At 59.3% G+C, this 25952-nt stretch carries 26 protein-coding genes and 1 pseudogene; 16 read left to right on the top strand and 11 right to left on the bottom strand.

Features of this window, described 5'->3' with window-relative positions; genetic code table 11:
* The first annotated feature begins 104 nt into the window (after positions 1 to 104).
* The 7 genes from ACTWLJ_RS04130 (at position 105) to ACTWLJ_RS04100 (ending at position 7967) form a co-directional block, all read left to right on the top strand.
* On the top strand, positions 105 to 1238 hold the full coding sequence (locus ACTWLJ_RS04130) for a branched-chain amino acid ABC transporter substrate-binding protein (protein WP_401214723.1): 1134 nt from the start codon (positions 105 to 107) through the stop codon (positions 1236 to 1238).
* Positions 1239 to 1479: 241 nt separating this feature from the next.
* Positions 1480 to 2394 carry an ABC transporter permease subunit gene (locus tag ACTWLJ_RS04125; RefSeq protein ID WP_401214725.1) on the top strand — a complete coding sequence of 305 codons (915 nt, stop codon included), beginning with the start codon at positions 1480 to 1482 and terminating at the stop codon, positions 2392 to 2394.
* A 3-nt stretch (positions 2395 to 2397) separates the two neighbouring features.
* The gene (gene livM / locus ACTWLJ_RS04120) at positions 2398 to 3699 is read left to right on the top strand and encodes a high-affinity branched-chain amino acid ABC transporter permease LivM (RefSeq protein ID WP_401214727.1); all 1302 of its coding nucleotides are present in this window, start codon (positions 2398 to 2400) and stop codon (positions 3697 to 3699) included.
* Positions 3696 to 4571: an ATP-binding cassette domain-containing protein gene (locus ACTWLJ_RS04115; protein ID WP_445179964.1), complete on the top strand. Its 876-nt coding sequence runs from the start codon at positions 3696 to 3698 to the stop codon at positions 4569 to 4571. The genes livM and ACTWLJ_RS04115 overlap by 4 nt, the downstream gene beginning before the upstream one ends.
* Positions 4568 to 5284, top strand: coding sequence for an ABC transporter ATP-binding protein (locus ACTWLJ_RS04110; protein WP_401214731.1), 717 nt, complete (start codon positions 4568 to 4570; stop codon positions 5282 to 5284). Before ACTWLJ_RS04115 ends, ACTWLJ_RS04110 begins: the two co-directional genes overlap by 4 nt.
* Positions 5285 to 6122: 838 nt before the next feature.
* On the top strand, positions 6123 to 6887 hold the full coding sequence (locus ACTWLJ_RS04105; protein ID WP_401214733.1) for an SDR family oxidoreductase: 765 nt from the start codon (positions 6123 to 6125) through the stop codon (positions 6885 to 6887).
* Between the two features lie 174 nt (positions 6888 to 7061).
* On the top strand, positions 7062 to 7967 hold the full coding sequence (locus ACTWLJ_RS04100) for a cation diffusion facilitator family transporter (protein ID WP_445179963.1): 906 nt from the start codon (positions 7062 to 7064) through the stop codon (positions 7965 to 7967).
* A 134-nt stretch (positions 7968 to 8101) separates the two neighbouring features.
* Here ACTWLJ_RS04100 and ACTWLJ_RS04095 read toward each other — a convergent pair whose 3' ends face one another.
* The 5 genes from ACTWLJ_RS04095 to ureE all read right to left on the bottom strand — a co-directional run bounded on the left by ACTWLJ_RS04095 (position 8102) and on the right by ureE (position 12017).
* Positions 8102 to 9235: an AGE family epimerase/isomerase gene (locus tag ACTWLJ_RS04095; RefSeq protein WP_445179962.1), complete on the bottom strand. Its 1134-nt coding sequence runs from the start codon at positions 9233 to 9235 to the stop codon at positions 8102 to 8104.
* Between the two features lie 372 nt (positions 9236 to 9607).
* Positions 9608 to 10180, bottom strand: coding sequence for a HupE/UreJ family protein (locus tag ACTWLJ_RS04090; protein WP_445179961.1), 573 nt, complete (start codon positions 10178 to 10180; stop codon positions 9608 to 9610).
* Positions 10181 to 10207: 27 nt separating this feature from the next.
* Positions 10208 to 10822 (bottom strand): urease accessory protein UreG, encoded by a 615-nt coding sequence (gene ureG / locus ACTWLJ_RS04085; protein ID WP_401214745.1) that lies wholly within the window; start codon positions 10820 to 10822, stop codon positions 10208 to 10210.
* A 23-nt stretch (positions 10823 to 10845) separates the two neighbouring features.
* Positions 10846 to 11520 carry an urease accessory protein UreF gene (locus tag ACTWLJ_RS04080; protein WP_401214748.1) on the bottom strand — a complete coding sequence of 225 codons (675 nt, stop codon included), beginning with the start codon at positions 11518 to 11520 and terminating at the stop codon, positions 10846 to 10848.
* On the bottom strand, positions 11517 to 12017 hold the full coding sequence (ureE, locus tag ACTWLJ_RS04075; protein WP_445179960.1) for an urease accessory protein UreE: 501 nt from the start codon (positions 12015 to 12017) through the stop codon (positions 11517 to 11519). The genes ACTWLJ_RS04080 and ureE overlap by 4 nt, the downstream gene beginning before the upstream one ends.
* Before the next feature lie 92 nt (positions 12018 to 12109).
* Here ureE and ACTWLJ_RS04070 point away from each other — a divergent pair, with 92 nt between their 5' ends.
* A complete protein-coding gene (locus ACTWLJ_RS04070) occupies positions 12110 to 12253 on the top strand; it encodes a hypothetical protein (protein WP_445179959.1) in 144 nt (47 codons plus the stop codon).
* A 62-nt stretch (positions 12254 to 12315) separates the two neighbouring features.
* Here ACTWLJ_RS04070 and ACTWLJ_RS04065 read toward each other — a convergent pair whose 3' ends face one another.
* Both ACTWLJ_RS04065 and ACTWLJ_RS04060 read right to left on the bottom strand, forming a co-directional pair.
* Positions 12316 to 12948 carry a TetR family transcriptional regulator gene (locus ACTWLJ_RS04065; RefSeq protein ID WP_401214753.1) on the bottom strand — a complete coding sequence of 211 codons (633 nt, stop codon included), beginning with the start codon at positions 12946 to 12948 and terminating at the stop codon, positions 12316 to 12318.
* Positions 12949 to 13124: 176 nt separating this feature from the next.
* The gene (locus ACTWLJ_RS04060) at positions 13125 to 13634 is read right to left on the bottom strand and encodes a hypothetical protein (protein WP_401214756.1); all 510 of its coding nucleotides are present in this window, start codon (positions 13632 to 13634) and stop codon (positions 13125 to 13127) included.
* A 385-nt stretch (positions 13635 to 14019) separates the two neighbouring features.
* Between ACTWLJ_RS04060 and ACTWLJ_RS04055 the strand changes: the two genes are divergently transcribed.
* A complete protein-coding gene (locus ACTWLJ_RS04055) occupies positions 14020 to 16095 on the top strand; it encodes an AsmA family protein (RefSeq protein ID WP_445179958.1) in 2076 nt (691 codons plus the stop codon).
* 85 nt (positions 16096 to 16180) lie between these two features.
* Here the strand turns inward: ACTWLJ_RS04055 and ACTWLJ_RS04050 are convergent, their stop codons facing one another.
* Positions 16181 to 16714 (bottom strand): ferritin-like domain-containing protein, encoded by a 534-nt coding sequence (locus ACTWLJ_RS04050; RefSeq protein ID WP_401214761.1) that lies wholly within the window; start codon positions 16712 to 16714, stop codon positions 16181 to 16183.
* A gap of 247 nt (positions 16715 to 16961) precedes the next feature.
* Here ACTWLJ_RS04050 and ACTWLJ_RS04045 point away from each other — a divergent pair, with 247 nt between their 5' ends.
* The gene (locus ACTWLJ_RS04045; protein ID WP_445179957.1) at positions 16962 to 17840 is read left to right on the top strand and encodes a lipase family alpha/beta hydrolase; all 879 of its coding nucleotides are present in this window, start codon (positions 16962 to 16964) and stop codon (positions 17838 to 17840) included.
* 121 nt (positions 17841 to 17961) lie between these two features.
* On the opposite strand, the gene ACTWLJ_RS04040 is transcribed toward ACTWLJ_RS04045, so the two are convergent.
* Positions 17962 to 18849 carry a DMT family transporter gene (locus ACTWLJ_RS04040; RefSeq protein WP_445179956.1) on the bottom strand — a complete coding sequence of 296 codons (888 nt, stop codon included), beginning with the start codon at positions 18847 to 18849 and terminating at the stop codon, positions 17962 to 17964.
* Positions 18850 to 18945: 96 nt separating this feature from the next.
* Here ACTWLJ_RS04040 and ACTWLJ_RS04035 point away from each other — a divergent pair, with 96 nt between their 5' ends.
* From ACTWLJ_RS04035 to ACTWLJ_RS04025, 3 genes are all read left to right on the top strand, one after another.
* A complete protein-coding gene (locus ACTWLJ_RS04035; protein WP_445179955.1) occupies positions 18946 to 19740 on the top strand; it encodes an AraC family transcriptional regulator in 795 nt (264 codons plus the stop codon).
* 63 nt (positions 19741 to 19803) lie between these two features.
* Entirely contained in the window at positions 19804 to 20109 is a 306-nt protein-coding gene (locus tag ACTWLJ_RS04030; protein WP_401214771.1) for a PsiF family protein, read from the top strand.
* A 249-nt stretch (positions 20110 to 20358) separates the two neighbouring features.
* Positions 20359 to 21372 carry an AI-2E family transporter gene (locus ACTWLJ_RS04025; protein ID WP_401214773.1) on the top strand — a complete coding sequence of 338 codons (1014 nt, stop codon included), beginning with the start codon at positions 20359 to 20361 and terminating at the stop codon, positions 21370 to 21372.
* Between the two features lie 154 nt (positions 21373 to 21526).
* Here the strand turns inward: ACTWLJ_RS04025 and ACTWLJ_RS04020 are convergent, their stop codons facing one another.
* Complete coding sequence (locus ACTWLJ_RS04020) at positions 21527 to 22801, bottom strand: Hsp70 family protein (protein WP_445179954.1); 1275 nt, start codon at positions 22799 to 22801, stop codon at positions 21527 to 21529.
* 292 nt (positions 22802 to 23093) lie between these two features.
* Here ACTWLJ_RS04020 and ACTWLJ_RS04015 point away from each other — a divergent pair, with 292 nt between their 5' ends.
* From ACTWLJ_RS04015 to ACTWLJ_RS04005, 3 genes and pseudogenes are all read left to right on the top strand, one after another.
* On the top strand, positions 23094 to 24050 hold the full coding sequence (locus ACTWLJ_RS04015) for a DnaJ C-terminal domain-containing protein (RefSeq protein WP_445179953.1): 957 nt from the start codon (positions 23094 to 23096) through the stop codon (positions 24048 to 24050).
* A gap of 22 nt (positions 24051 to 24072) precedes the next feature.
* Complete coding sequence (locus ACTWLJ_RS04010; RefSeq protein WP_401214781.1) at positions 24073 to 24378, top strand: chaperone modulator CbpM; 306 nt, start codon at positions 24073 to 24075, stop codon at positions 24376 to 24378.
* A 96-nt stretch (positions 24379 to 24474) separates the two neighbouring features.
* Positions 24475 to 24654, top strand: a pseudogene (locus ACTWLJ_RS04005) (chaperone modulator CbpM); the annotation flags it as partial.
* Positions 24655 to 24791: 137 nt separating this feature from the next.
* Here ACTWLJ_RS04005 and ACTWLJ_RS04000 read toward each other — a convergent pair.
* Positions 24792 to 25919 (bottom strand): sensor histidine kinase, encoded by a 1128-nt coding sequence (locus ACTWLJ_RS04000; RefSeq protein ID WP_445179952.1) that lies wholly within the window; start codon positions 25917 to 25919, stop codon positions 24792 to 24794.
* Positions 25920 to 25952: the final 33 nt, after the last annotated feature.

The raw sequence follows: 25952 nt of genomic DNA, 5'->3' as shown, positions 1-25952 counted from the left end.
GCGACTTTTTGAAGAATAAAAAACCGATGGCACGGCGCTTGCTCTGAGCACTCAGTGAAATGAAGTCGCAGTGCCAACTAAAAAAAACCTTGGAGCACCACCTCATGTCCCAGACGTTTTACAAGAAAGGCTTTCTGGCCCTCGCAGTAGCTGCTGCGTTGGGTGTTTCTGCGTTTGCTCAGGCTGATGTCAAAATCGGTGTAGCGGGTCCAATGACTGGCGCCAACGCGGCATTTGGCGAGCAGTACATGAAGGGTGCACAGGCAGCGGCTGATGCGGTCAACGCGGCAGGCGGCGTCAACGGGGAAAAAATCGTACTGGTCAAGGGCGATGACGCCTGCGAACCGAAACAGGCGGTGACGGTTGCCAAGGACCTCACCAACCAGAAAGTTGCCGGCGTGGTCGGTCACTTCTGCTCTTCTTCCACCATTCCAGCGTCGGAAATCTACGACGAAGCCGGGATCATCGCGATCACCCCGGGTTCGACCAATCCGCAGGTCACCGAGCGCGGTCTGAGCGCAATGTTCCGTATGTGCGGACGTGACGACCAGCAAGGCATTGTGGCCGGCGACTACATCGTCGACGTGCTCAAGGGCAAGAAAGTCGCGGTCATCCACGACAAGGACACCTACGGCCAAGGCCTGGCGGATGCAACCAAGGCCCAGTTGATCAAGCGTGGCGTGACCCCGGTGATCTACGAAGGTCTGACCCGTGGCGAGAAAGACTTCAGCGCTCTGGTCACCAAAATCCGTGCGGCAGGTGCCGACGTGGTCTACTTCGGCGGCCTGCACCCGGAAGCCGGTCCACTGGTTAAACAACTGCGTACCGAAGGCCTGAAAGACGTGAAATTCATGTCCGATGACGGCATCGTGACCGACGAACTGGTGACCACCGCTGGTGGCCCGCAATACGTCGACGGCGTGCTGATGACCTTCGGCGCCGACCCGCGCCTGCTGCCGGAAAGCAAGACTGTAGTGGACGCATTCCGCAAGGCTGGCACCGAGCCTGAAGGCTACACCCTGTACGCCTACGCTTCGATCCAGGCCCTGGCTGCCGGCTTCAACGGCGCCAAGTCGAACAAGGGCGAAGACGCTGCCAAATGGCTGAAAGCCAACCCGGTTAAAACCGTGATGGGCGAGAAGACCTGGGACGCCAAAGGCGACCTGAAAGTCTCCGACTACGTGGTTTACCAGTGGGACGCGACCGGCAAATACCACCAGCTGGAAAAACAGAAGTAAGGGCTGACGCGATCAGTTGAACGCTACATATCCCTGTGGGAGCGGGCTTGCCCGCGATGACGGCCGGACAATCGACAACTTTGTTGAATGATCTACCGCTATCGCTGGCAAGCCAGCTCCCACAGGGATCGTGGCGGGCCTTTCTGATCGTGGCTGACATTGCTCCGACGTAAATCTGTATTTTCCTTAGAAGAGCCGCATGCCCTGCGGTGTGCAGGCTCTCATTGCGTGAGATTGCGTTATGGATGGTATTTTCCTGCAGCAACTGGTCAATGGTCTGACTCTCGGGTCGGTCTATGGCCTGATCGCCATCGGCTACACAATGGTCTATGGCATCATCGGCATGATCAACTTCGCCCACGGCGAGGTTTACATGATTTCCGCTTACCTCGCGGCAATCAGTCTGGCTCTGCTGGCTTACTTCGGTATTGAATCCTTCCCGCTGTTGATGCTCGGCACGCTGGTCTTCACCATCATCGTCACCGGGGTGTATGGCTGGGTCATCGAACGCATCGCTTACCGACCACTGCGCAACTCCACCCGACTGGCTCCGCTGATCAGCGCCATCGGTATCTCCCTGATTCTGCAAAACTATGCCCAGATCAGCCAGGGCGCCCGCCAACAGGGTGTTCCAACGCTGCTCACCGGTGCCTGGCGCATCGATATCGGTACCGGTTTCGTCCAGCTCACCTACACCAAGATCTTCATTCTGGTCGCCGCATTCCTCGGCATGGGCCTGCTGACCTACGTGATCAAGTACACCAAGCTCGGCCGCATGTGCCGCGCTACCCAGCAAGACCGCAAGATGGCCTCGATCCTCGGGATCAACACCGACCGGGTGATTTCCTATGTGTTCATCATCGGTGCAGCCATGGCAGCGCTGGCCGGCGTGCTGATCACCATGAACTACGGCACGTTCGACTTCTACGCAGGCTTCGTCATCGGCATCAAGGCGTTCACCGCTGCGGTGCTCGGCGGCATCGGCTCCCTGCCTGGGGCGATGCTTGGCGGGATCATCCTCGGGATCTCCGAGTCGCTGTTCTCGGGCCTGGTCAACTCCGACTACAAAGACGTGTTCAGCTTCTCGCTGCTCGTACTTGTTCTGGTCTTCCGGCCTCAGGGCCTGCTGGGCCGTCCTCTTGTGTCGAAGGTGTAAACGATGTCTTCAACCACCAAAAAAACCATTGATGTCAAAAAAAGCCTGGTTGAGTCGATCCTTGCCGGCCTGATTGCCCTGATCGTCTTCGGCCCGATTGTCGGCGTCGTGCTTGAGGGTTACAGCTTCAACCTTCAACCGACCCGCGTGGCGTGGATCATCGGCATCGTCATGATTGGCCGGTTTTTACTCAGCCTGTTCCTGCAAACGCCACGTGGCCTGAAGATTCTCGACGGATTCGAGAGCACCGGTTCCGGCGTGCATGTGCTGCCCGCCGATCACAAATCAAGCCTGCGCTGGATCATCCCGCTGCTGATTGTGCTGGCAATCGCGGTGCCGTTCTTTTCCAACTCCTACCTGCTGGGCGTGGTCATCCTCGGGTTGATTTACGTGCTGTTGGGGTTGGGTCTGAACATCGTGGTCGGTCTGGCCGGCCTTCTCGACCTTGGTTACGTGGCGTTCTACGCCATCGGTGCCTACGGTCTGGCGCTCGGTTATCAATACCTCGGGCTGGGCTTCTGGACGGTACTGCCGCTGGCGGCGATCACGGCCGGATTGGCCGGGTGCATCCTCGGGTTCCCGGTGCTGCGCCTGCACGGTGACTATCTGGCCATCGTGACCCTCGGCTTCGGTGAAATCATCCGGTTGATCCTCAACAACTGGCTGTCCTTGACCGGTGGCCCGAACGGCATGCCAGCGCCACTGCCGACGTTCTTCGGTCTGGAGTTCGGCAAGCGGGCGAAGGATGGCGGGGTGCCGTTTCACGAGTTCTTTGGCATCGCCTATAACCCGGACGTGAAGTATTACTTCATCTACGCGGTGTTGTTCCTGGTGGTGCTGGCCGTGCTGTACATCAAGCATCGTCTGGTGAAGATGCCGGTTGGTCGCGCCTGGGAAGCCTTGCGTGAAGATGAAATCGCCTGCCGCTCGATGGGCCTCAATCACGTATTGGTCAAGCTGTCGGCGTTCACCATCGGTGCGTCCACAGCGGGTCTGGCCGGGGTGTTTTTCGCCACTTATCAAGGCTTCGTCAACCCGACCTCGTTCACCTTCTTCGAGTCGGCGCTGATTCTCGCCATCGTTGTACTCGGCGGCATGGGTTCGACCATCGGCGTTGTGATTGCGGCGTTTGTGCTGACTGTCGCCCCGGAACTGCTGCGCGGCTTCGCCGAATATCGCGTGCTGCTGTTCGGCATCCTCATGGTGTTGATGATGATCTGGCGACCACGAGGGCTGATCCGCATCAGCCGCACCGGGGTCAAACCACGCAAAGGTGCCATTCACTATGAGAGGACTGCGCCATGAGTGAAGTCGTACTCTCTGTTGAAAAGTTGATGATGCATTTTGGCGGGATCAAGGCGCTGAGCGATGTCAGCCTCAACGTCAAACGCAACTCGATCTTCGCCCTGATCGGCCCTAACGGCGCCGGCAAGACCACGGTGTTCAACTGCCTGACCGGCTTCTACAAAGCCTCGGGCGGCAAGATTGAACTCAATGTGCGCGGGCAGCAGACCAACGTCATCCAGTTGCTCGGCGAATCGTTCAAACCGACCGATTTCGTCTCGCCGAAAAGCTTCCTCAGCCGTCTGTACTACAAAATGTTCGGTGGCACGCATTTGGTAAACCGTGCAGGTCTGGCCCGTACCTTCCAGAACATTCGCCTGTTCAAGGAAATGTCGGTGCTGGAAAACCTGCTGGTGGCCCAGCACATGTGGGTCAACCGCAACATGCTCGCCGGCATCCTCAATACCAAGGGTTACCGCAAGGCTGAAAGCGATGCGCTGGACTGCGCGTTCTACTGGCTCGAAGTGGTCGATCTGGTGGACTGCGCCAACCGGCTCGCCGGTGAACTGTCTTACGGCCAGCAACGGCGTCTGGAGATTGCCCGGGCCATGTGCACGCGGCCGCAGATCATCTGCCTCGACGAGCCGGCTGCCGGCCTCAACCCTCAGGAAACCGAAGCGCTGAGCGCGATGATCCGTCTGCTGCGCGACGAACACGATCTGACCGTGGTGCTGATCGAACACGACATGGGCATGGTAATGAGCATTTCCGACCACATCGTGGTGCTGGACCACGGCATCGTCATCGCCGAGGGTGGCCCTGAAGCTATCCGGCACGATCCAAAAGTGATTGCCGCCTATCTGGGCGCGGATGAAGAGGAAGTGGTGCTATGAGCCAACCCATCCTCGAATTGAAGGATCTGGACGTGTTCTACGGGCCGATTCAGGCCCTCAAGGGTGTTTCACTGCAGATCAACGAAGGTGAAACCGTCAGCCTGATCGGCTCCAACGGTGCCGGCAAGTCGACATTGCTGATGTCGATTTTCGGTCAGCCACGGGCGGCGAGCGGGCAGATTCTCTATCAGGGTGTGGATATCACCCAGAAGTCTTCGCACTACATCGCCTCCAACGGCATTGCGCAGTCGCCTGAAGGGCGGCGGGTATTCCCCGACATGACCGTCGAGGAAAACCTGCTGATGGGCACCATCCCGATTGGCGACAAGTACGCCAAGGAAGACATGCAGCGCATGTTCGAGCTGTTTCCGCGGCTCGAAGAGCGGCGCACCCAGCGGGCGATGACCATGTCCGGTGGCGAACAGCAGATGCTCGCTATCGCCCGGGCGCTGATGAGCCGGCCCAAGCTGTTGCTGCTCGATGAACCGAGCCTGGGCCTGGCGCCGATCGTGGTGAAACAGATCTTCGCGACCCTGCGTGAACTGGCGAAAACCGGCATGACCATTTTTCTGGTCGAGCAGAACGCCAACCATGCGCTGAAACTGTCTGACCGGGCGTATGTGATGGTCAACGGTGAAATTCGCCTGACCGGTACCGGCAAGGAGTTGCTGGTGAACGAGGAGGTGCGTAACGCTTATCTGGGCGGGCACTGAGTTTTCCACAGATACATTGAGCCCCGGTGACGCGAGTCCCGGGGCTTTTTTACATTCAGGGCTGAGCTAAATTCCTTGTGGGAGTGAGCCTGCTCGCGATCGCGTTGTATCAGTCAGCTTCAGAGTTGAATGAACAACCGCAATCGCGAGCAGGCTCACTCCTACATGGATCTGTGCAATTTTCAGAATTGTGGAAAACAAATTCACCAACCTGTCAAAGCGCGACATATAGACGCTGCAAATGGCTGTTTTTCCACAGTTTTGACTTGTCCCCGTTTGCTGTGGAGCTGGCTGTGAATAACGTGGGAGTAGCTGGCTGGAGGCCTTTTAAACCGTGGCTTGTAGCGGTGTGATTATTTTTTGATCAGGCGTTTTCGCAGGAGCGACAGACATAGTTGTCAACCTTTTTCTGGGCTGTCTGAAGCAGGCGATTTCCAGTCATCAAGCCTGTGGATAAGTCTGTGATTAAACTCTGGAAAGACTGCGCTAAGCGCCGTAATTGCTGGCCTCGCGCAATCACTGTGGTGACCGCCCGGTCGTGCAAAATGCCTTGTCCCGCACATGTGCCAGTTCAGGGTCAAGCAAAAAACTTTCTATTTCGCCCGCAAAGCCTTGTGTGGCGCGGCTTTGCGCTTTTCCACTTGCCCCCGGAAACTGTGGAAGGGACTGTGGATAACATGCGCGCACATGGCTACAGGCCACGGTGGCTATGGTGTTGGTACAGTTGGTCGATTTTTGTACAGCTCAAGGGAGTTGCCCGTGAATGCCGGGCCGGGCATGCTGCCTGCTGACTGTCCATTCCAAGGGCTGCCCCTGCGGCCGAAGCAAGGAGAACACGATGTCCAACACCCTGTTTATCACCGGCGCTACATCCGGTTTTGGTGAAGCCTGTGCCCGTCGTTTTGCCGAGGCTGGCTGGAAACTGGTGCTGACCGGTCGTCGTGAAGAACGCCTCAATGCGCTGTGCGCCGAGCTGTCGAAGCAGACCGAAGTGCACGGCCTGGTGCTCGATGTGCGTGATCGCAAGGCGATGGAAGAGGCGATTGACAATCTGCCGCCATCCTTCGCCAAGCTGCGGGGCCTGATCAACAATGCCGGGCTGGCGCTGGGCGTCGATCCTGCGCCGAAATGCGACCTCGACGACTGGGACACCATGGTCGACACCAACGTCAAAGGCCTGATGTACGCCACTCGCCTGCTGCTGCCACGGCTGATCGCCCATGGCCGTGGCGCCGGCATCGTCAACCTGGGTTCCATCGCTGGTAACTATCCATACCCGGGCAGCCACATCTATGGTGCGACCAAGGCCTTCGTCAAACAATTCTCGCTGAACCTGCGCTGCGATTTGCAGGGCACCGGCGTGCGGGTCAGCAACATCGAACCGGGCCTGTGTGAAAGCGAGTTCTCGCTGGTGCGCTTTGCCGGTGATCAGGCACGCTATGACGCTACTTACGCGGGCGCCGAGCCGATCCAGCCGCAGGACATTGCTGACACCATCTTCTGGGTGATGAATGCGCCGGCGCACATCAACATCAACAGTCTGGAACTGATGCCGGTGAGCCAGACCTGGGCCGGGTTTGCCATCGAGCGTAACAAGGCCTGACACCGCGCTGAAGCTAATCGCCAGCAGGCTGGCTCCCACATTGGAATGAGTTCGACTGTGGGAGCCAGCCTGCTGGCGATTAGGTCAAATCGGCCAAAACAGGGCTATAAGGTAAACTCCTCTCTCAACAACCCCACCGTGCCCTGCGGTTTTCGGGTTTTTCGAGGAGTCAAAGTGAGTAACCGAGGTGAGCAGTCGCTGCTCAAACAATCAACCATTCTGATGTTCGCGGTGTCGATCGCCGGGATCGTCACCGGTTTTATTTCTGGTTCGCAATCCATCCTGTTCGATGGTTTTTTCTCGCTGATCGCAACTTTCATCAAAGTCCTGATGCTGATCACTGCCAAGCTGATCGCCAAGGAAAGCAATCAGCGCTTTCAGTTCGGTTTCTGGCATCTGGAGCCGATGGTGCTGTTGATCGAAGGCAGTTTCCTGCTGCTGATCGCCATCTATGCGTTTCTCAACGGTGTGTTCGGCATCATCAACGGCGGTCGCGAGATCGAGCTGGGACTGGTGATCATTTATGCGGCGGTGTTTACCGTCGTCGAGTTCGCTTACTTCTTCTACGTGCGGCGGCGCAATCGCAAGCTCAAGTCCAGCCTGATCCAGTTCGACAACATCAGTTGGCTGGTGGACGCGATGCTGTCGGTCGGTCTGTTGATAAGTTTCCTTGCGGCGCTGTTGCTCAAGGCCCAGGGCTTTGATCAGTGGGCGGCTTATGTCGATCCGTTGATCCTGATCGTGCTGGCGCTGACCATGTTGCCGCCAGCGTTCAAGATTCTGCGCCCGGCGCTGCGTGATGTACTGGGGATTGCTCCGGACAAGCTCGATGATCAAGTGCGCCAGGTGATGGAGGCGGCGAAGGTCGAGCATGGTTTCGACGACTACGTGTCCTATGTGCAGAAGCATGGGCGGGCACGGTTTATCGAGATTCATGTGGTGTTGCCGGTGGATTACCGGCTGGAAAACATCGGGCAGCTGGACGCGTTGCGCGAGGAGATTTCTCTGAAACTCGGTAAACCTGATGCGGCGCGCTGGCTGACGATCAGCTTTACCGGGGACAAGAAGTGGATTGCCTGATTCAACTTTGAATCTGTGGCGAGGTGATTTTGTGGCGAGGGGATTTATCCCCGTTGGGCCGCGAAGCGACCCCAAAAAGCGGGGCTGCTGCGCAACCCAACGGGGATAAATCCCCTCGTCACGAGTTCAAGCAGTCAGCGCAGATATTCGGCCAGGCCGCTGTAGCAGGTCGCAAGATGATAAGGCGTGGTCGACGGCATATCCTTGCGGCTTACTTCACCCGCTTCATCCCGGCATTCATACCAGCCACCTGCGTGCAGGAAGCGCTGCTGCAACGCCTGCAACTGGCGCAGCACCACGGTTTCGCTGTCGGCGCGCAAAGTCAGCGCTCGCAGGTATTCAGCCTGAGCCCAGATGCGTTGGGTCGAATCTTTCGGGCGTCTGTCCAGTTGCAGATCCAGCATCGCTCGCACCGCGCCGGATGGCTGTTCCACGCCGAACTGCTCGGTGAACTCAAACGCGCGATCCAGCGCCGCATGCAGCTTCGAACCGCGCAACAATGGCGACGATTCGAGCAAGAAATACCATTCGAACTGATGCCCCGGCTCATACCAGTTATCCACAGCGCCCAGCGGTTTCTCCATCAACACGCCGTGCTGCGGATCGACGAAGCGTTTGTGCATGGCTGTGCATAAGTCGCTGAGCGCTTGCTGCACCGTGGCGTCTGGACGCACTGAAAGCGTCGCGAGCAACGCTTCGGCCAGATGCATCAACGGGTTTTGCAGCGGGCCGGTTTGCAACGTTGCCCAGTCGCGCTCAAGGCAGGATTCGTAGAGACCGTCGCCAGTGGCGAAGCGTCGAGCGATAACTTCGAAAGCCGCGTTGAGGGTCGATTCCACCAGCGGTTCGCCGGACTTTTCCCAGTAATGGGCACAGGCGAACAGGATGAAAGCGTGGGTGTAGAGATCCTTGCGCTGATCCAGCGGTTTGCCCTGCGGATCGATGCTGTAAAACCAGCCGCCGTGCTCCGCATCGTGGAAGTGCCGTTGCAACGAGCGGAACAGTGCAGCGGCGCGGACTTCGGCGTTATCCACAACCCCGATCAGGCTGGAGAACAGATACAACTGCCGTGCGCAGGCCATCGCCCGATAGCGTTGCGGTGGCAATGGTTGGTGCGCGGCGTCGAGCGCCTCGTAGGGCAGCGCCATGTCGGCATTCCAGCCCGGGCCTTGCCAGAGCGGCACGATCACGTTCACAAAGTGCTGTTGCACTTCGCCGAACAGGGCGGTCAATTCAGGCAGGGATTTGGAGCGAGAAGCATGGGGCATGGGCGGACGTCGTCACGGCTGGGGCGATTGCGCGACATGGTAGCAGAGAGGATGGCTTGAGAGACGCGGAGTCTGATCAGACGCCTTCGCGAGCAAGCTCGCTCCCACAGAAGTATGCATTCCAATGTGGGAGCAAGTTCACTCTTGCAAGAGGGTGCATTCCAATGTGGGAGCAAGTTCACTCTTGCAGGAGGGTGCATTCCAATGTGGGAGCAAGTTCACTCTTGCAGGAGGGTACATTCCAATGTGGGAGCAAGTTCACTCTTGCAGGAGGGTACATTCCAATGTGGGAGCAAGTTCACTCTTGCAGGAGGGTACATTCCAATGTGGGAGCGAGCTTGCTCGCGAAGGGGCAAGTCTGAACAATCGAGATCAACCGGCGAGCAACCACGCGCCAGTCACTGCCGACGCTGCACCCGCCAGACGCACCAGCGGCGCCGCTGCCTGAGGCAACACGCGCACCACGCCATAACCCGCCGCATGCAGCGCAGCAGTCGCCATCACGAACCCTGCGGCATACGCCCAAGGGCTCGACATGTCTGGCAATTCCAGACCATGCGCCACGCCATGGAACAGCGCAAACAGCGCGGTCGCCGCCACCGCCATCACCAGCGGCGGACGCACCGCCAGCGCTACCGCCAGACCCAGCGCCAATACCGATGCCGCGATCCCGCTCTCCAGCGCCGGCAATTGCAGCCCTTCAAAGCCGAGCATGCCGCCGATCAACATGGTGCCGACAAACGTGCATGGCAGCGCCCAGCGCGCGGCACCTTTTTGCTGCGCGGCCCACAGGCCAACGGCGACCATCGCCAGCAAGTGGTCGAGACCGCCAATCGGGTGGCTGATACCTGCCACCAGGCCACTGTCGCCATGCCCCGGGTGCGCGAAGGCCAGTGCCGGAGTCAGGAGCAGCGCGAGAGCGCCAAAAATGCGTTTGAGTGTCATGGATAAGCTTCCTTGTTGGTCAATAAGTCAGGCTGCGTTGAGCAAGCCCTGGCGTTCGATGAAGGCGATGATTTCTTCAAGGCCCTGGCCGGTTTTCTGGTTGCTGAACACGAAGGGCTTGCCGTTGCGCATGCGCTTGGTGTCGCTATCCATCATTTCCAGCGAGGCACCGACCAGCGGCGCGAGGTCGATCTTGTTGATCACCAACAGATCGGATTTGCAGATCCCCGGCCCGCCCTTGCGTGGCAGCTTGTCGCCAGCGGAAACGTCGATCACGTAGATGGTCAGGTCGGATAGTTCCGGGCTGAAGGTCGCCGAGAGGTTGTCGCCACCGGACTCCACCAGAATCAGATCCAGCCCTGGGAAACGCCGATTTAATTGATCCACCGCTTCGAGGTTGATCGAGGCGTCTTCGCGGATCGCCGTGTGCGGGCAGCCACCGGTTTCCACGCCAATGATGCGTTCCGGCGCCAACGCTTCGTTGCGCACCAGAAAGTCAGCGTCTTCGCGGGTGTAGATGTCGTTGGTGACCACGGCCAGGTTGTAGCGCTCGCGCAGCGCCAGGCACAGGGCCAGGGTCAACGCGGTTTTGCCGGACCCGACCGGGCCACCGATGCCGACGCGCAGAGGTTGTGCGTTCATGTGATTCTCCAAAATGAAAGGCCCTAGGAACGGAACAGACGGCTGTATTGGCGCTCGTGGGCCATACACGCCAAGGACAGGCCGAATGCGGCGCTGCCAATGTGTTCGGGGTTGATGCGGGTTGCGTCCTGCTGAGCCTGTTGCAGCAGCGGCAGCAATTCGCTGGTCAGGCGTTGGGCGGCTTGTTGGCCCAGCGGCAGGGTTTTCATCAGGACCGCGAGCTGGTTTTCCAGCCAGCTCCACAGCCATGCGGCGAGGGCATCTTGCGGGCTGATTTGCCAAGCGCGGGCGGCCAGTGCCCAGCCGAGGGCCAGATGTGGCTCGGCGGATTGTTCAAGAAAGCTGCGGGCCGCTGCGTCGAGCTCTGGCAAACCGTTGAGCAACTGCTGCAACGAGTAGCCCATTTGCCGACTTTCCAGATGTAGCTCCCGGGTCTCACGGCTGGCACGATGGCTTTCGCAGATTTGCCGCAGTTCTTCCCAGTTCTCATCCGCCGCCGCCTGACAATGAGCGAGCAGCAAAGGTGCTTCGAAGCGGGCGAGGTTGAGCAGCAACTGATCGCTGATCCAGCGGCGGGCGGCGTCTGCATTGTTCACTCGGCCGTTATCCACAGCCATTTCCAGACCTTGCGAATAGCTGTAGCCGCCAATCGGCAACTGCGGACTGGCCAGGCGCAACAGCGCCCAGGCCGGATTCACAGACGCACGCCGAACTGGTGCAGTTTCGGCGCGTAGTTGAAGTCCTCGTCGCCGTGCCGCGAATGGTGATGGCCGCCGCCGTAGGCGCCGTGTTCCGGCTGGAACGGGGCTTCGATGGCTTCGACGTGCGCACCGAGCTGTTCAAGCATGGCTTTGAGCACGTAATCGTCGAGCAGTCGCAGCCAGCCGTCACCGACTTGCAGGGCAACGTGGCGGTTGCCGAGGTGATAGGCAGCGCGGGTCAGTTCGAAGGAGTTGGCGCAGGTGACGTGCAGCAGTTGTTCGGGGCGGGCGCAGACCCGGACGATACGTCCGTCTTCAGCCTGTAAGAATTCTCCGTCATACAGCGGAGGCTGACCGCGCTCCAAAAACAACCCGACGTCTTCACTGTCAGCACTGAAACAGCGCAAACGGCTTTTGCTCCGTGCTTCGAAGGTCAGGTGCAACTCGGCGACCCAGACGGGTTGAGGGTCGATTCTGCGATGAATCACCAGCATCGGAAAACTTCCAGCAGTGGACAATACTCAGGCTAGAGCAAGGGGCTTGCCAATCGGACGAGATGTAGGAAATCCCTGTCGGAGCGTAGTGGATGTTTCAAGATGTTGCGGAATTTTGCGATGGTTTGGTGCGTGAAGATTTTTACATGCACCAAATAGAGGCTTTGACGCATGACCAATGTGGGAGCGAGCTTGCTCGCGAAAGCGCTGTATCAATCAACATCATTGCTGAATGACACGCCGCTTTCGCGAGCAAGCTCGCTCCCACAGGGAGTTCTAGGTGTTTGGGAAGAGGGGATTACTCGGTACTGCCCAGCCCTTGCCAGTGCTTGAGCCCGATAAAGATAAAGCGCAATTGCTGGGTGATCTTCGCCTGGGGCGTCAGATGTTCGGGCAGCGCTTCGGCGGGCGGGTCGATGATGTCCGGCAGGGTGGCGAACACCGATTTGACGATCAGATCGGCCATCACGCTCAGGCCGGCGATATCCAGATGCTGAAGTTTGGGCATCAGCGATAGATCGGCGGCGAGGTCGGAACTGATGTTTTCACGCAAACGACCAATCGCCAGTCGCACCGGCAGCGAGCCGCCGTACTGCTCGCGAGCGAGGAACAGGAATTGCGAACGGTTGGCGCTGACCACGTCGAGGAAGATTCGCACCGACGCATCAATGATGCCGCCCATGACAAATTCGTTGTGGCGTACCAGGCGGATGGTTTCGCGGAAGGTCTGGCCGACTTCACTGACCAGCACCAGGCCGAGTTCATCCATATCGGTGAAATGCCGGTAGAAACCGGTCGGCACGATGCCGGCGGTTTTGCTGACTTCACGCAGGCTCAGGCTGCCGAATCCTCGGCCGCTCTCCATCAGATGGCGGGCAGCGTCCATCAGGGCGTTACGGGTCTGTTGTTTCTGTTCGGCGCGGGGCAGCATCGCTTGGGCGTTTTCTTAGGCAAGACAAGCGCCGCACTCTAGCAAATCGGCTTTATCGGCGTCGAACGGCAGTGGGGGAATGTTGCGGGGAAATACGCTTTCTTCTATCTATACGAAGGCTGAAAAGTCAAAAGCCCAATCTGCTGATTGGGCTTTTTTTCCAGGCCGCCATGGGCTTAGCTCAAAGCGCTGTTGCGTTCGATCACACGGTCACCACCACCTTCAGCAAGGGTTTGGCCTTGTGGAGTACGGTCGCTACCGTCGGAAGCCAGGGTTTGGCCTTGTGGGGTGCGGTCGCTACCGTCGGATGCCAGAGTTTGGCCTTGTGGGGTGCGGTCGCTGCCGTCAGAAGCCAGAGTCTGACCTTGTGGGGTGCGATCGGAACCGTCTTGCACCAGACCTTTTTCTTCCAGGCGATCACGGCCACCTTCAGCTACAAATTGACCTTGTGGGGTTTTGTCGTAGCCATCCTGAGTGATCAGGCCTTTTTCTTTCAGGCGATCGTTACCGCCTTCGGCCAGGGTTTGACCTTGTGGAGTGCGGTCGCCACCGTCAGCAGCTACGGTCTGGCTGAACACCGAGTGGTTCGATTTGACTTGTGGAGTGGCTTGGTCGGCAGCTGGCAGGGCGAAAGCAGTGCTGGCTAGCATCGACAGGGTAAGGCTGAGCAGTAATTGGCGTTTCATGATGGGTTGCTCCTTGGGAGGGCGATAAAGTGGGTACGAGGGCAATGCTACTCTCGATAAGTCGATATAAAAGTTCATAAACACAATGGTAATAATCAACAGAATTGATTGTTCTCGCGGGAGGCTCTAGATCGCGCCTTTCAGGCGGGCGGTTTTGCACCGAGGTGGGTATTTTCGACTCACTTGCGCCTCGCAAAAGTGCGGGGGCCGGTAACGCTGTTCGACTGATCGGTCAGTATTTGCCCGATTTTTTGCGCCAGAATCTTCGATTCGATTAAACCTGCGGACTGTTTGCCAGTCGTAGACTTCAAGAGGGCCGCATTGGCCCGCCGTTTCAGCTGTGCGTCGCGATGTCGGCGTGCGGTCGTCATCAGGAGCTTTGTGCATGACGCGCACCGGGAAAATCTTCAGCTGGACCTTCGCCACCCTCATTCTTCTGCTGGCCGTGCTGGTGCTGGTCATCGTGTTCTTCGACTGGAACCGGATCAAACCGCCGCTCAACGCCAAAGTCTCGGAAGAACTGCATCGACCGTTCGCCATTAATGGCAACCTCGCGGTGATCTGGCAGCGCGAGCCGGACGAGGGCGGCTGGCGTGCGTGGGTGCCGTGGCCCCATGTGGTCGCCGAGGATTTGAGCCTGGGTAATCCGGACTGGTCGAAAAAACCGCAGATGGTCAGCCTCAAGCGCGTCGAACTGCGTATATCGCCGCTGGCTTTGCTGGCGCAACGCGTGGTGATTCCACGTATCGACCTGACGGAGCCGAACGCCGACCTGCAGCGTCTGGCCGATGGCCGCGCCAACTGGACCTTCAAGTTCGATCCCAAGGACCCGAATGCCGAACCGTCGAGCTGGGTGGTGGATATCGGCGCGATCAAGTTCGACAAGGGCCACGTCACCCTTGATGACCAGACGCTCAAGACCAACCTTGATGTGCTGATCGATCCGCTGGGCAAACCGATTCCGTTCAGCGAAATCGTCGGCGAAAAAGCCGCGAAGACCGCGCAGGACAAAGGTGGCGCGCCGCAGGATTATGCGTTTGGACTCAAGGTCAAAGGCCAATACCACGGCCAGAACCTCACCGCGCAGGGCAAGATCGGCGGGCTATTGGCGTTGCAGGATGCGAGCAAGCCGTTCCCGTTGCAGGCGCAAGCGAAGATCGGCGCGACCAGTATCGAACTCGCCGGCACCCTGACCGATCCGATGAACCTTGGCGCGCTCGATCTGCGCCTGAAGCTGGCCGGCGCCAGCCTCGGCAATCTCTACCCGCTGACCGGCGTGACCCTGCCGGACACGCCGCCGTACGCCACCGACGGTCACCTGATCGCCAAGCTGCATGATCCCGCAGGCGCGCAATTCCGTTATGAGCAGTTCAACGGCAAGATCGGCAGCAGCGACATTCATGGTGATCTGTCCTACGTCGCCAGTCAGCCACGGCCAAAACTCAGTGGCGCATTGCTCTCCAATCAACTGTTGTTCGCCGACCTCGCACCGTTGATCGGCGCTGACTCGAATGACAAGCAAAAGGCTCGCGGCGGCGAGAGCAAGCAGCCGGCGGACAAAGTGCTGCCGGTGGAAGAGTTCAAGACTGACCGCTGGCGCGAGATGGACGCCGATGTCGAGTTCACCGGCAAGCGCATCGTCCACAGCGAGAAGCTGCCGTTCACCGACCTCTATACCCACCTGAAACTCAATGACGGCGAACTCAGCCTTGAGCCGCTGCGCTTCGGCGTGGCCGGAGGCAATCTGGATGCGCAGATTCGCCTTAATGGCCGCACTGAGCCGCTGGAAGGCCGCGCGAAACTGACGGCGCGCAAGTTCAAACTCAAGGAACTGTTCCCGACCTTCGAACCGATGAAAACCAGTTTCGGCGAGCTGAATGGCGACGCCGATATCAGCGGTCGCGGCAACTCGGTGGCGAAGTTGCTCGGTGGTGCCAACGGCACGCTGAAAATGATCATCAACGACGGTGCGATCAGCCGCGAGCTGATGGAGCTGGCGGGGCTCAACGTCGGTAACTACGTGGTCGGCAAAATCTTTGGCGACAAGGAAGTGAAGATCAACTGCGCGGCGGCGGACTTCGATATCAAGACCGGTCTGGCGTCGACGCGGCTGTTTGTGTTCGATACCGAGAACGCGATCATCTATATCGATGGCACGGCGAACATGGCGACCGAGCAACTGGATCTGACGGTGACCCCGGAATCCAAGGGCTGGCGTCTGATTTCGTTGCGTTCGCCGCTGTATGTACGCGGCAAGTTCATCAAGCCGGACGCCGGGGTCAAGGCGGTGCCGTTGCTGCTGCGTGGCGCGGGGATGGTGGCGCTGGGGGTGATTGCGGCACCGGCGGCCGGGTTGCTGGCGCTGGTGGCACCGAGCGGCGGCGAGCCGAATCAGTGTGCGCCGTTGCTGGAACAGATGAAGGCGGGCAAGGCACCGGTAACCGTCAAACCTACAAAATAAGGGCAATCGCGAGCAGGCTCACTCCTACAGGTACAGCGCAAATCCTGTGGGAGTGAGCCTGCTCGCGATAGCGATATTGAGCGGGTTACAAGTCTTTCAGAATGTCCGCCATGTCATCGGCATGCTCTTCTTCCTGCGCCAGGATGTCTTCGAAGATGCGTCGGGTAGTCGAGTCTTTGTCGCCGATGTACTGAATGATCTCGCGGTAGCTGTCGATCGCAATCCGCTCGGCAACCAGGTCCTCGTAAACCATTTCTTTCAAGGTGTTCCCGGCCACATATTGGGCGTGGGACATTTTCGACAGCATGTCCGGATTGAATTCAGGCTCGCCGCCCAGTTGGACGATGCGCTCGGCCAGACGGTCGGCGTGCTCGGCTTCCTGGGTCGCGTGTTCGAGGAATTCGTCAGCGGCCACGTTGGCTTTCAGGCCGTTGGCCATGAAGTAGTGACGCTTGTAACGCAGCACGCAAACCAGTTCGGTGGCCAGCGACTCATTCAGCAAGCGCAGCACCTCCTCACGGTTGGCGCTGTAGCTTTCGGTCACCGCGCCGTTTTCGACGTGTTGCCGAGCGCGTTCACGCAGGGTTTTGACATCTGATAAATGCAGGTCGTCGCTCATTTCGATCTCCAGGAGGCTAATCCAATGGGCGCCACGCTCTACAGGCGTGATCGCTTACCCAAGTTGTGAGTCTCGGGCGACGCAAAAAGTTTTATCGGTTTTACGCCTATGCGCAGGGGCGGTGCTGCCCGGAGTGCCGAAACAGCGCTGATCTAGACTGCTCATCGAGTTGTCATGTTCAGCGGGGATGCTTGGCGGGCGTTTTGCACGCCTTGCATCCACTTACCGACCACAAGGATGTTTGCCCATGTCGACACGTTATCCGCTGGTGCTGGTGCCGGGCATGCTCGGGTTTGTGCGGCTGGTGCTGTATCCGTATTGGTACGGAATCATCAAGGCGTTGCGCCGAACCGGTGCAACGGTGATCGCGGTGCAGGTGGCGCCGCTCAATTCGACCGAAGTCCGTGGCGAGCAATTGCTGGCGCGGATCGACGAGATTCTGCGCGAGACCGGCGCCGCCAAGGTCAACCTGATCGGCCATAGCCAGGGCTCGCTGACTGCACGTTACGCGGCGGCCAAGCGTCCAGATCTAGTGGCGTCGGTGACCTCGGTGGCCGGGCCGAATCACGGTTCGGAACTGGCCGATCACCTGGAAAAACACTACCCGGCAAACAGCGCAAAAGGGCGAATCCTTGAAGTGCTGCTGCGTTTTATCGGCTGGCTGATGGGCGTGATGGAAACCGGTTATCACGGACCGAAATTTGTAGCGGACATTCATGCCTCACATCAATCGCTGACGACTGAAGGCGTGGCGCTGTTCAATCAGCGTTATCCACAGGGCTTGCCCGAGACGTGGGGCGGGCAGGGGCCGGAAGAGGTCAATGGGGTACGTTATTACTCGTGGTCGGGGACGTTACAGCCGGGCAAGACTGATCGGGGTGGGAATCTGTTTGACGGGACCAATCGCAGTTGTCGGTTATTTGCCCGAACGTTCGTGCGTGAGCCGGGGCAGTGCGACGGGATGGTCGGGCGCTACAGCTCGCATCTGGGCACGGTGATTGGCGACGACTATCCAATGGATCACTTCGACATCGTCAATCAGTCACTGGGGCTGGTGGGGAAGGGGGCAGATCCGGTGCAGCTGTTTGTCGAGCATGCGGCGCGGCTGGAGGCTGAGGGCGTTTAACCGCTGAACTGAGTTATCGTTCATCGCTGGCAAGCCAGCTCCCACAGAAATTCAGGTTGTTCACAAAACCTGTGTTCGACACAAAACCTGTGGGAGCTGGCTTGCCAGCGATGAGGCCCGATCAGGCCACGCTGAGCTTGCGGCCCAACACCGTCGTCCAGCGCTCCGACAAAATCACCCCGCCCAATGTCAGCAACCCGCCAACCAGGTGATACATCGCCAACTGCTCATGCAGCACCGCCGCCGCAATCAGCGCGGTAATCACCGGCAGCAGATTGAAAAACAGCGTCGTCCGGCTCGGCCCCAGTCGCACCACGGCCTGCATCCACGCCAGCGGCGCAACCATCGAAGCCAGCAGGCACGCATACAGCACCAGCGGAATGTTCTGCGCGGTCAAACCGGTTTTCTCTGAAGCGGCAAACAGCGGAAACAACACCACAATCGCCACCAATACCTGCAAATACAGGAGCACCAGCGGCGGCAGGCGCAGCTGCCATTTTTTCAGCAAGGTGCTATAGATCGCGTAGGCCAGGGTCGCGATCAGCATCATCGCATCACCCAGATTGACCCCGTGTTGCAGCAGCGCACCGAGGCTGCCGGACGACACCACCACCAGCACGCCGGCAAACGACAGCACTGCGCCAACCAATGCGCCGGCAGTCAGGCGCTGGCCGAGGCTGATGATCGCCATGGCCAGCGACATCAGCGGCATCAGCGACAGGATGATGCCCATGTTGGTGGCGGTGGTCAGGGTCGCGGCGAAATAAGCGAGGCTTTGATACACCGCCATGCCGAGCACGCCGAGCACGAAGATCTTGCCGAGGTTCGGGCGGATCTGCGGCCAGTGGGCGATCACGGATTTGAGCATGAACGGCGTGAACAGCAGACCGGCGAGCAGCCAGCGGTAGAAACCGATCTCGGCGGGGAAAATCGCCCCGACTGCCAGTTTGTTGATCACCGTGTTGCCGGCCCAGATAAAAATCGCCAGCAGGGGAAACGCGTATTGCATGAGTTGAAACCAGTACGTTGATGAAGCGTGATTATCCCTTGTCTGGATACAGCCCTATACTTCGAACCGGACAACCTGCCTCTGAAACCGGACAGCATGAACAGTAAACACATCGATCTGCTGGATTTCAGCGAGCTGCCATCGGCGGTGTACTTCCGCTATGCCGACTTCAATGCCCACGAATTCGCCGCACCGCACCGCCATCCGTGGGGCACGCTTGAGTACGCGGCGCACGGCGTGCTGCATATGGACGTCGACGGCAGCCGCTTCATGTCGCCGCCGCAATACGCGGTGTGGGTGCCACCGCAGATCGAGCACAGTTTCTACAGCCATCAACCGGTCAATTATCGGGCGGTGTGCCTTGATCCCAAGGTGTGTGCAAATTTGCCGGCGCGGGCCTGCACACTGGCGATCAGCGATATCCTCAAGGCGATTCTCAAGGACTTCGCCGCCCGCGACGTGAAGATCCCCGAACTCGACGCCGATCAACGATTGGCCCAGGTGCTGGTCGATCAACTGCAACAGGCGCCGGTGCATGAATGTTATCTGCCGTACGCGAGCAATCCCGGCTTGCTGGCGATTCTCGAAGCGTTGCAGGCCGAGCCCGGCGACAACCAGCCACTGGCGTATTGGGCGGCGCAGGTGCATGTCAGCGAGCGCACTTTGGCTCGGCAGTTTGTGCGCGAACTGGGGATGAGTTTCGGCGAATGGCGCCAGCGTCTACGCTACCTCGCGGCCATCGAGTTGCTGGAAACACCGCGCAGCGTGCAGGAAATCGCTTTTGATCTGGGTTACAGCAGCGGCTCGGCGTTTATCGCCATGTTTGCGCGTCAGGCCGGGTGTACGCCTGAGCAGTATCGACGCAGCCATCTCGAAGGCAGGAAGGTGTAACAAGATTTGGCTACACTCCAGCAGAGGCCGCATCCATCGGTGCGGCGACAAGGAGAAAACTCCATGAAGATGTTGCGTGTCCCTTTGTTGATGATCGGTCTGCTCCTGTGTTCCCAGGGTTTCGCCGCCACGGCGCAACAAAACAAAATGACCACCTGCAATGCCGACGCTAGCGCCAAGAGCCTCAAGGGCGACGAGCGCAAGACCTTCATGAGCACTTGCCTGAAGGCAGCACCTGCGGCGAACGATGCCAAGGTCCTGACCCCGCAGCAGGAAAAAATGAAAACCTGTAACGCCGACGCGAAAACCAAAGCCCTGGCCGGCGATGCGCGCAAGACGTTCATGAGTGATTGCCTGAAGAAAAAGTAATCACCTCGTCCCTGTGGTGACCGGACGGGCCTCATCGCGGGCAAGCCCGCTCCCACAGGGTTTTGGCAAGTTCGCAGATTTTGTGCACGACGCAATCCCTGTGGTAGCTGGCTTGCCAGCGATGGGCCCGAAAGGTCAGCCATTCTTCGACTCAAGCATGCGACCAAGGTCGACCAGCACAATTCCTAGTGCTCACCCCGGATCGCTGGCAGACTGCCAATCCTTTTACGCCGTTCGTTTTGAGGCTGTATGCCAACGTTTTCTGAGCGTCATGTAGTGTTCTGGGTCAGTTGCATCATCATTTTCGGTGGTTTGCTGTTGGTGCTGCCTCTGCGGTTGTTGCCCAGTCTGTTGGCCGGATTGCTGGTGTACGAGCTGGTCAATATGCTCACCCCGCAACTGCAACGGCTGATCGAAGGCCGGCGCGCGCGCTGGCTGGCGGTGGCGCTGCTCGGCACGCTGGTGGTGAGTGTGCTGGCGTTGATCTTCGCCGGAGCCATCAGTTTCCTGCTGCACGAAGCAGAAAACCCCGGGGCATCCCTCGACAAATTCATGGGCGTGGTTGATCGCGCTCGCGGGCAATTGCCGCCATTTCTTGACGCCTATCTACCGGCCAGTGCCGCCGAATTTCGCGTGGCTATCGGTGAATGGCTGAGCAAGCACCTGTCCGACCTGCAACTGGTGGGCAAGGACGCGGCGCACATGTTCGTCACGCTGCTGATCGGCATGGTGCTGGGGGCGATCATCGCCTTGCAGCGGGTGCCGGACCTGACCAAACGCAAACCACTGGCCGCTGCGCTGTTTGATCGACTGCACCTGCTGGTGCAAGCGTTCCGCAACATCGTCTTCGCCCAGATCAAGATTTCCCTGCTCAACACCTTCTTCACCGCGATCTTCCTCGCGGTGATCCTGCCGATGTTCGGCATCAAGCTGCCGCTGACCAAGACCCTGATCGTGCTGACCTTCCTGCTCGGTCTGCTGCCAGTGATCGGCAACCTGATGTCGAACACGCTGATCACCATCGTCGGCCTGTCGCTGTCGATCTGGGTGGCGGTGGCGGCGCTGGGTTATCTGATCTTTATCCACAAGCTCGAATACTTCCTCAACGCGCGCATCGTCGGCGGGCAGATCAGTGCCAAGTCGTGGGAGTTGCTGCTGGCGATGCTGGTGTTCGAGGCCGCGTTCGGCCTGCCGGGAGTGGTGGCAGGGCCGATTTATTACGCATATCTGAAGAGCGAGTTGAAGCTGGGCGGGATGGTGTAGTCAGTCTTTTTGGCAGGTGATCTACTTGTGGCGAGGGGATTTATCCCCGTTGGGGCGCGAAGCGGCCCCCGCTCTTTAACAGCAGGGCCTGCTGCGCAGGCCAACGGGGATAAATCCCCTCACCACAAAAGCTTATCAACCATAAACTTTGGATTCAGGCCATCGAGCCGTAGCGCTTCATCGCTTCAATCGCCAGACCGCTGCCGATGCTGCCGAAGATGTTGCCTTCGACATGCCGGGCGTTCGGCAGCATGGCCGAGACGCCGTTGCGCAGCGCCGGGATGCCGCTCGAACCGCCGGTGAAGAACACCGTATCGACTTGATCCACCGCCACGTTGGCGTCGCTCAGCATCTGTGTGACGCTGCCGCGTACCCGCTCCAGCAGTGCGTCGATGGCCGATTCGAACAGGGCACGGGTCAGTTCCACGCTCAACCCGGCTTCGATCCGGTCTAGCGGCACATGGCGGCTGTCGCTGTGGGTCAACTGGATCTTGGTTTCTTCGACTTCCATCGCCAGCCAGTGGCCGGCGCGCTGCTCGATCAGCTTGAACAGACGGTCGATACCGCCAGTGTCCTCGATGTCGTAACGCATGCTGCCCAGTGCCAGGCTCGACTTCTGCGAGTACACCGAGTTGATGGTGTGCCAGGTCGCCAGGTTCATGTGGTGGCTGGTCGGCATGTAGGCGCCGCTTTTCATGCGGCTGCCGTAACCGAACAGCGGCATCAGGCCTTGCAGGCTCAGTTGTTTGTCGAAGTCGGTACCGCCGATGTGCACACCGCCGGTGGCGAGGATGTCATCGTGACGGTTGTCATGCTGGCGGCGCTCAGGCGACAGGCGCACCAGCGAGAAGTCGGAAGTACCACCACCGATGTCGACGATCAGTACCAGTTCTTCCTTTTCGATGGTCGACTCGTAGTCGAATGCGGCGGCAATCGGTTCGTACTGGAACGACACTTCCTTGAAGCCGATGGCGCGGGCCACGTCGACCAGGGTGTTTTCGGCCTCCTGGTCCGCCAGTTCATCGTCATCGACGAAGAACACCGGACGACCGAGTACCACTTCCTCGAACTCCCGACCGGCGGTAGCTTCGGCGCGGTTCTTCAGTTGGCCGATGAACAGACCGAGCAAGTCCTTGAACGGCATCGCGGTGCCGAGAACGCTGGTGTCGTGCTTGATCAGCTTGGAACCCAGCAGGCTCTTCAGCGAGCGCATCAGCCGGCCTTCGTAGCCTTCCAGGTACTCGTGCAGCGCCAGACGGCCGTACACCGGACGGCGTTCTTCGATGTTGAAGAACACCACCGACGGCAGGGTGATCTTGTCGTCTTCCAGCGCGATCATCGTTTCCACGCCGGGGCGCAGCCAGCCGACAGTGGAGTTGGACGTGCCGAAGTCGATGCCGCAGGCACGGGCTGGAGAGGCGTCTTTCATGTCTTTCGGTTCCGGTCAAAAAAACGGCCGCGCAGTGTATGTCAGAGCGCGACAGATTCGAAGGCCGATCATCTGCTATTTCGCGACTAAGCTTGCTTGAAACTCCGGCTTTCGCCCCAAACTTGCTGGCATGGGCCGGCAGACATACCGGCGGTCGCAAGAACCGCCGTCCACTGCCGATAAACTTCTGCTGCGCCACCCGGTCACAAACATGAGATCGGTCAACCCGGCTTGCGCGAATCGGCGCATGCTGGCCAAGGCGCGAAACCGATAACGGATGGTGACTCCTTCAATGGACTTCAAAGACTATTACAAGATACTCGGCGTGGAGCCGACAGCTGACGACAAGGCGATCAAGGCCGCCTATCGCAAGCTGGCGCGCAAGTACCACCCCGATGTCAGCAAGGAAAAAGACGCCGAGGCCAAGTTCAAGGATGCCTCGGAAGCCTATGAAGCGCTGAAAAGCGCCGATAAACGTGCCGAATACGACGAGCTGCGCCGCTATGGTCAGCACGGTCAGCCGTTCCAGGGGCCGCCGGGCTGGCAGAGCCGTGGTGGTTTTGGCGGTGGTGGCGGTGGCCAGGACACCGGTGACTTCTCGGACTTTTTCAGTTCGATCTTCGGCAATCGCGGCCCCGGTTTCGGTGGCGGCGATGGTCGGCAATCGCGTAGCGCAGGGCGGCGGGGACAAGACGTGGAAATGGAACTGCCGATCTTCCTTGAAGAGACGCTTTCGAACGAATCGAAAAAAGTCAGCTTCCAGGTGCCGCAATACAACGCGGCAGGCCAGCACGTCAGCAACACCAGCAAGAGCCTGAACGTGAAGATTCCGGCCGGTGTCACCGACGGCGAGCGTATTCGCCTCAAAGGCCAGGGCGCGCCGGGCATCGGTGGTGGAGCGAATGGCGATCTGTACCTGACCATTCGGTTTGCGCCGCACCCGAAATTCGATGTTGAAGGCGAGAACCTGATCATCACGTTGCCACTGGCACCGTGGGAGCTGGCGCTGGGCACCGAAGTGGCGGTGCCGACGCTGACCGGCAAGATCAATCTCAAGGTCCCGGCCGGCAGCCAGAACGGCCAGCGCATGCGTGCCAAGGGTCATGGCTTGCAGAACAAGGCCGGTGAGCGCGGTTACCTGTTCGTGCAGCTCAAGGCCGTGATGCCGAAAGCCGCTGACGATGAGGTCAAGGCGCTGTGGCAGGAACTGGCGAAGAAAGCCGCCTTCAATCCGCGAGAGAACTTCTGAATCAGACGACGGAGTAGCCCCTATGAGCAGCCCCCTGATCGTTCAACTGGACATGGCAGAATTCTGTGAGGCGGCCGATTTGTCGGACGTCTACGTGATCGAAATCGTCGAGCACGGCATCCTCGAACCTCAGGGCGCGCTGCCCCGGGAATGGCGCTTCACCGACTACGAACTGGCCCTGGCCAAACGCGCCGCCAAGCTGCGGCGCGATCTGGAGCTGGAGTGGGAAGGTGTGGCGCTGGCGCTGAATCTGCTGGAAGAAGTGCAAGAACTGCGGGCTGAAAACCAGATGCTCAAGCAGCGGCTGGGGCGACTGGTCGTCGAGTAGTTTCTCGGTTGTATTTGCTGGCCTCATCGCTGGCAAGCCAGCTCCCACAAGGTTTAGCGTCGTTCACCCATTCTGCATTCGACGACGTTCCTGTGGGAGTGGCGCTTCACCGACTACGAACTGGCCCTGGCCAAACGCGCCGCCAAGCTGCGGCGCGATCTGGAGCTGGAGTGGGAAGGTGTGGCGCTGGCGCTGAATCTGCTGGAAGAAGTGCAAGAACTGCGGGCTGAAAACCAGATGCTCAAGCAGCGGCTGGGGCGACTGGTCGTCGAGTAGTTTCTCGGTTGTATTTGCTGGCCTCATCGCTGGCAAGCCAGCTCCCACAAGGTTTAGCGTCGTTCACCCATTCTGCATTCGACGACGTTCCTGTGGGAGCTGGCCTGCCAGCGATGGATTCCCCCCTGGTTTTCCTGCTAAGCCTTTCTCGGCAACACCACGCTAAACAGTGTCCCGTCAGTCGCGTTCGAGCTGACTTCAATCGTCCCGCCATGGGCATTCACCACTTCCCTGACGATAAACAGGCCCAGACCCAGGCTGGTCGTCGGCTGGCCGAGTTCTTCATTGGCGCTGCGCACCAGCGGATCGAAAATCGTCCCCAGACTTTCCTCGGGGATCGGCGCCCCATCGTTATGCACCGTGAGCCGCACACTGTCGGGCTCGCCCCGCAGAGTCAATGCAACGGCACGCTGGTTCGAGCCATGCTGCAAGGCATTGCCGATCAGGTTTTGCAGCAACTGATCCAGACGGCCCGCATCCCACACACCACGGGTATCCCCGGTGATCGTCAGCGTCGGATCGCGCGCCGGATGTGCCGCACTGGCCAGCGCAATGGCTTTGCGGGCAGCAATGGTCAAGTCCATCGGCGCCGGATCAATAGGCAGACTCTTGCCGAGACGGCTGCGCACCAGCTCCAGCAAATCGCTGACCATCGCCGCCATATGCCTTGCACCGCGCTTGATGCTGATCGCGCAGGTCAGCGCATCACCTTCGAGTGCGGCTTTGCGCAGGAGAATTTCCGTCGACATGCTCACCGCTTGCAGCGGCGCACGCAGGTCGTGGCCGAGGATCGCGAGGAAGATATCCCGCGAGCGATTGACCTGCTCGGCATACGCTGCGGTCGATTCGGCGAGGGCTTCATCAATGGCTTCGTTGAAGCGGATCATTTCCTGGAAGCAAGCCATGTCCGGTGACGTCAGACTGGCGACCCAGCGGCGAATCACGCAGGCGCGCAAATGACGGAACTCCGAGGTCATCTGCACCAGATCAAAACCCACGGTATGGCGCAGTTCACCATGACTGGCGCCGGCTTCGTCGAGGCTTGGGGTCTTTTCCGGGCCCTCGCCGCGGGCCTTGGCGGCTTGCTCGCCGGGCGTCTGCGGTTTGTGCATGTCGCGGGCGGCGGCCAGCAGGATTGCGCGGGCGTGATCGCGCAACGCCGGGCTGTCGAGGAAATCGGCAGCGGGGGTGATGGTTTGAGCAAATTGTTCCCAATCGTCGACGATAAGGTCAGCGTTGGACACGATGAACTCGGAAAGGCCCATGAGTGGTTACCTGGACGTGAATCGTGAGGTGGC

The organism is Pseudomonas sp. McL0111 (genome assembly GCF_052567255.1).
The sequence above is the reverse complement of the archived record's forward strand: the minus strand, read 5'-3'. Positions and strand labels throughout refer to the sequence as shown.

What these genes read in the sequence shown, in the direction of transcription:
- livM (WP_401214727.1), top strand. Translation starts at nt 2,398, where the DNA reads ATGTCTTCAACCACCAAAAAAACCATTGATGTCAAAAAAAGCCTGGTT.
- ACTWLJ_RS04040 (WP_445179956.1), bottom strand. Translation starts at nt 18,849, where the DNA reads ATGCAATACGCGTTTCCCCTGCTGGCGATTTTTATCTGGGCCGGCAAC.
- ACTWLJ_RS04095 (WP_445179962.1), bottom strand. Translation starts at nt 9,235, where the DNA reads ATGCCCCATGCTTCTCGCTCCAAATCCCTGCCTGAATTGACCGCCCTG.
- ACTWLJ_RS04020 (WP_445179954.1), bottom strand. Translation starts at nt 22,801, where the DNA reads ATGAAAGACGCCTCTCCAGCCCGTGCCTGCGGCATCGACTTCGGCACG.
- ACTWLJ_RS04035 (WP_445179955.1), top strand. Translation starts at nt 18,946, where the DNA reads ATGAACAGTAAACACATCGATCTGCTGGATTTCAGCGAGCTGCCATCG.
- ACTWLJ_RS04070 (WP_445179959.1), top strand. Translation starts at nt 12,110, where the DNA reads ATGTTTCAAGATGTTGCGGAATTTTGCGATGGTTTGGTGCGTGAAGAT.
- ACTWLJ_RS04055 (WP_445179958.1), top strand. Translation starts at nt 14,020, where the DNA reads ATGACGCGCACCGGGAAAATCTTCAGCTGGACCTTCGCCACCCTCATT.
- ACTWLJ_RS04105 (WP_401214733.1), top strand. Translation starts at nt 6,123, where the DNA reads ATGTCCAACACCCTGTTTATCACCGGCGCTACATCCGGTTTTGGTGAA.
- ACTWLJ_RS04125 (WP_401214725.1), top strand. Translation starts at nt 1,480, where the DNA reads ATGGATGGTATTTTCCTGCAGCAACTGGTCAATGGTCTGACTCTCGGG.
- ACTWLJ_RS04045 (WP_445179957.1), top strand. Translation starts at nt 16,962, where the DNA reads ATGTCGACACGTTATCCGCTGGTGCTGGTGCCGGGCATGCTCGGGTTT.
- ACTWLJ_RS04090 (WP_445179961.1), bottom strand. Translation starts at nt 10,180, where the DNA reads ATGACACTCAAACGCATTTTTGGCGCTCTCGCGCTGCTCCTGACTCCG.
- ureG (WP_401214745.1), bottom strand. Translation starts at nt 10,822, where the DNA reads ATGAACGCACAACCTCTGCGCGTCGGCATCGGTGGCCCGGTCGGGTCC.
- ACTWLJ_RS04000 (WP_445179952.1), bottom strand. Translation starts at nt 25,919, where the DNA reads ATGGGCCTTTCCGAGTTCATCGTGTCCAACGCTGACCTTATCGTCGAC.
- ACTWLJ_RS04110 (WP_401214731.1), top strand. Translation starts at nt 4,568, where the DNA reads ATGAGCCAACCCATCCTCGAATTGAAGGATCTGGACGTGTTCTACGGG.
- ACTWLJ_RS04115 (WP_445179964.1), top strand. Translation starts at nt 3,696, where the DNA reads ATGAGTGAAGTCGTACTCTCTGTTGAAAAGTTGATGATGCATTTTGGC.
- ACTWLJ_RS04025 (WP_401214773.1), top strand. Translation starts at nt 20,359, where the DNA reads ATGCCAACGTTTTCTGAGCGTCATGTAGTGTTCTGGGTCAGTTGCATC.
- ACTWLJ_RS04010 (WP_401214781.1), top strand. Translation starts at nt 24,073, where the DNA reads ATGAGCAGCCCCCTGATCGTTCAACTGGACATGGCAGAATTCTGTGAG.
- ACTWLJ_RS04050 (WP_401214761.1), bottom strand. Translation starts at nt 16,714, where the DNA reads ATGAGCGACGACCTGCATTTATCAGATGTCAAAACCCTGCGTGAACGC.
- ACTWLJ_RS04030 (WP_401214771.1), top strand. Translation starts at nt 19,804, where the DNA reads ATGAAGATGTTGCGTGTCCCTTTGTTGATGATCGGTCTGCTCCTGTGT.
- ureE (WP_445179960.1), bottom strand. Translation starts at nt 12,017, where the DNA reads ATGCTGGTGATTCATCGCAGAATCGACCCTCAACCCGTCTGGGTCGCC.
- ACTWLJ_RS04015 (WP_445179953.1), top strand. Translation starts at nt 23,094, where the DNA reads ATGGACTTCAAAGACTATTACAAGATACTCGGCGTGGAGCCGACAGCT.
- ACTWLJ_RS04065 (WP_401214753.1), bottom strand. Translation starts at nt 12,948, where the DNA reads ATGCTGCCCCGCGCCGAACAGAAACAACAGACCCGTAACGCCCTGATG.
- ACTWLJ_RS04130 (WP_401214723.1), top strand. Translation starts at nt 105, where the DNA reads ATGTCCCAGACGTTTTACAAGAAAGGCTTTCTGGCCCTCGCAGTAGCT.
- ACTWLJ_RS04060 (WP_401214756.1), bottom strand. Translation starts at nt 13,634, where the DNA reads ATGAAACGCCAATTACTGCTCAGCCTTACCCTGTCGATGCTAGCCAGC.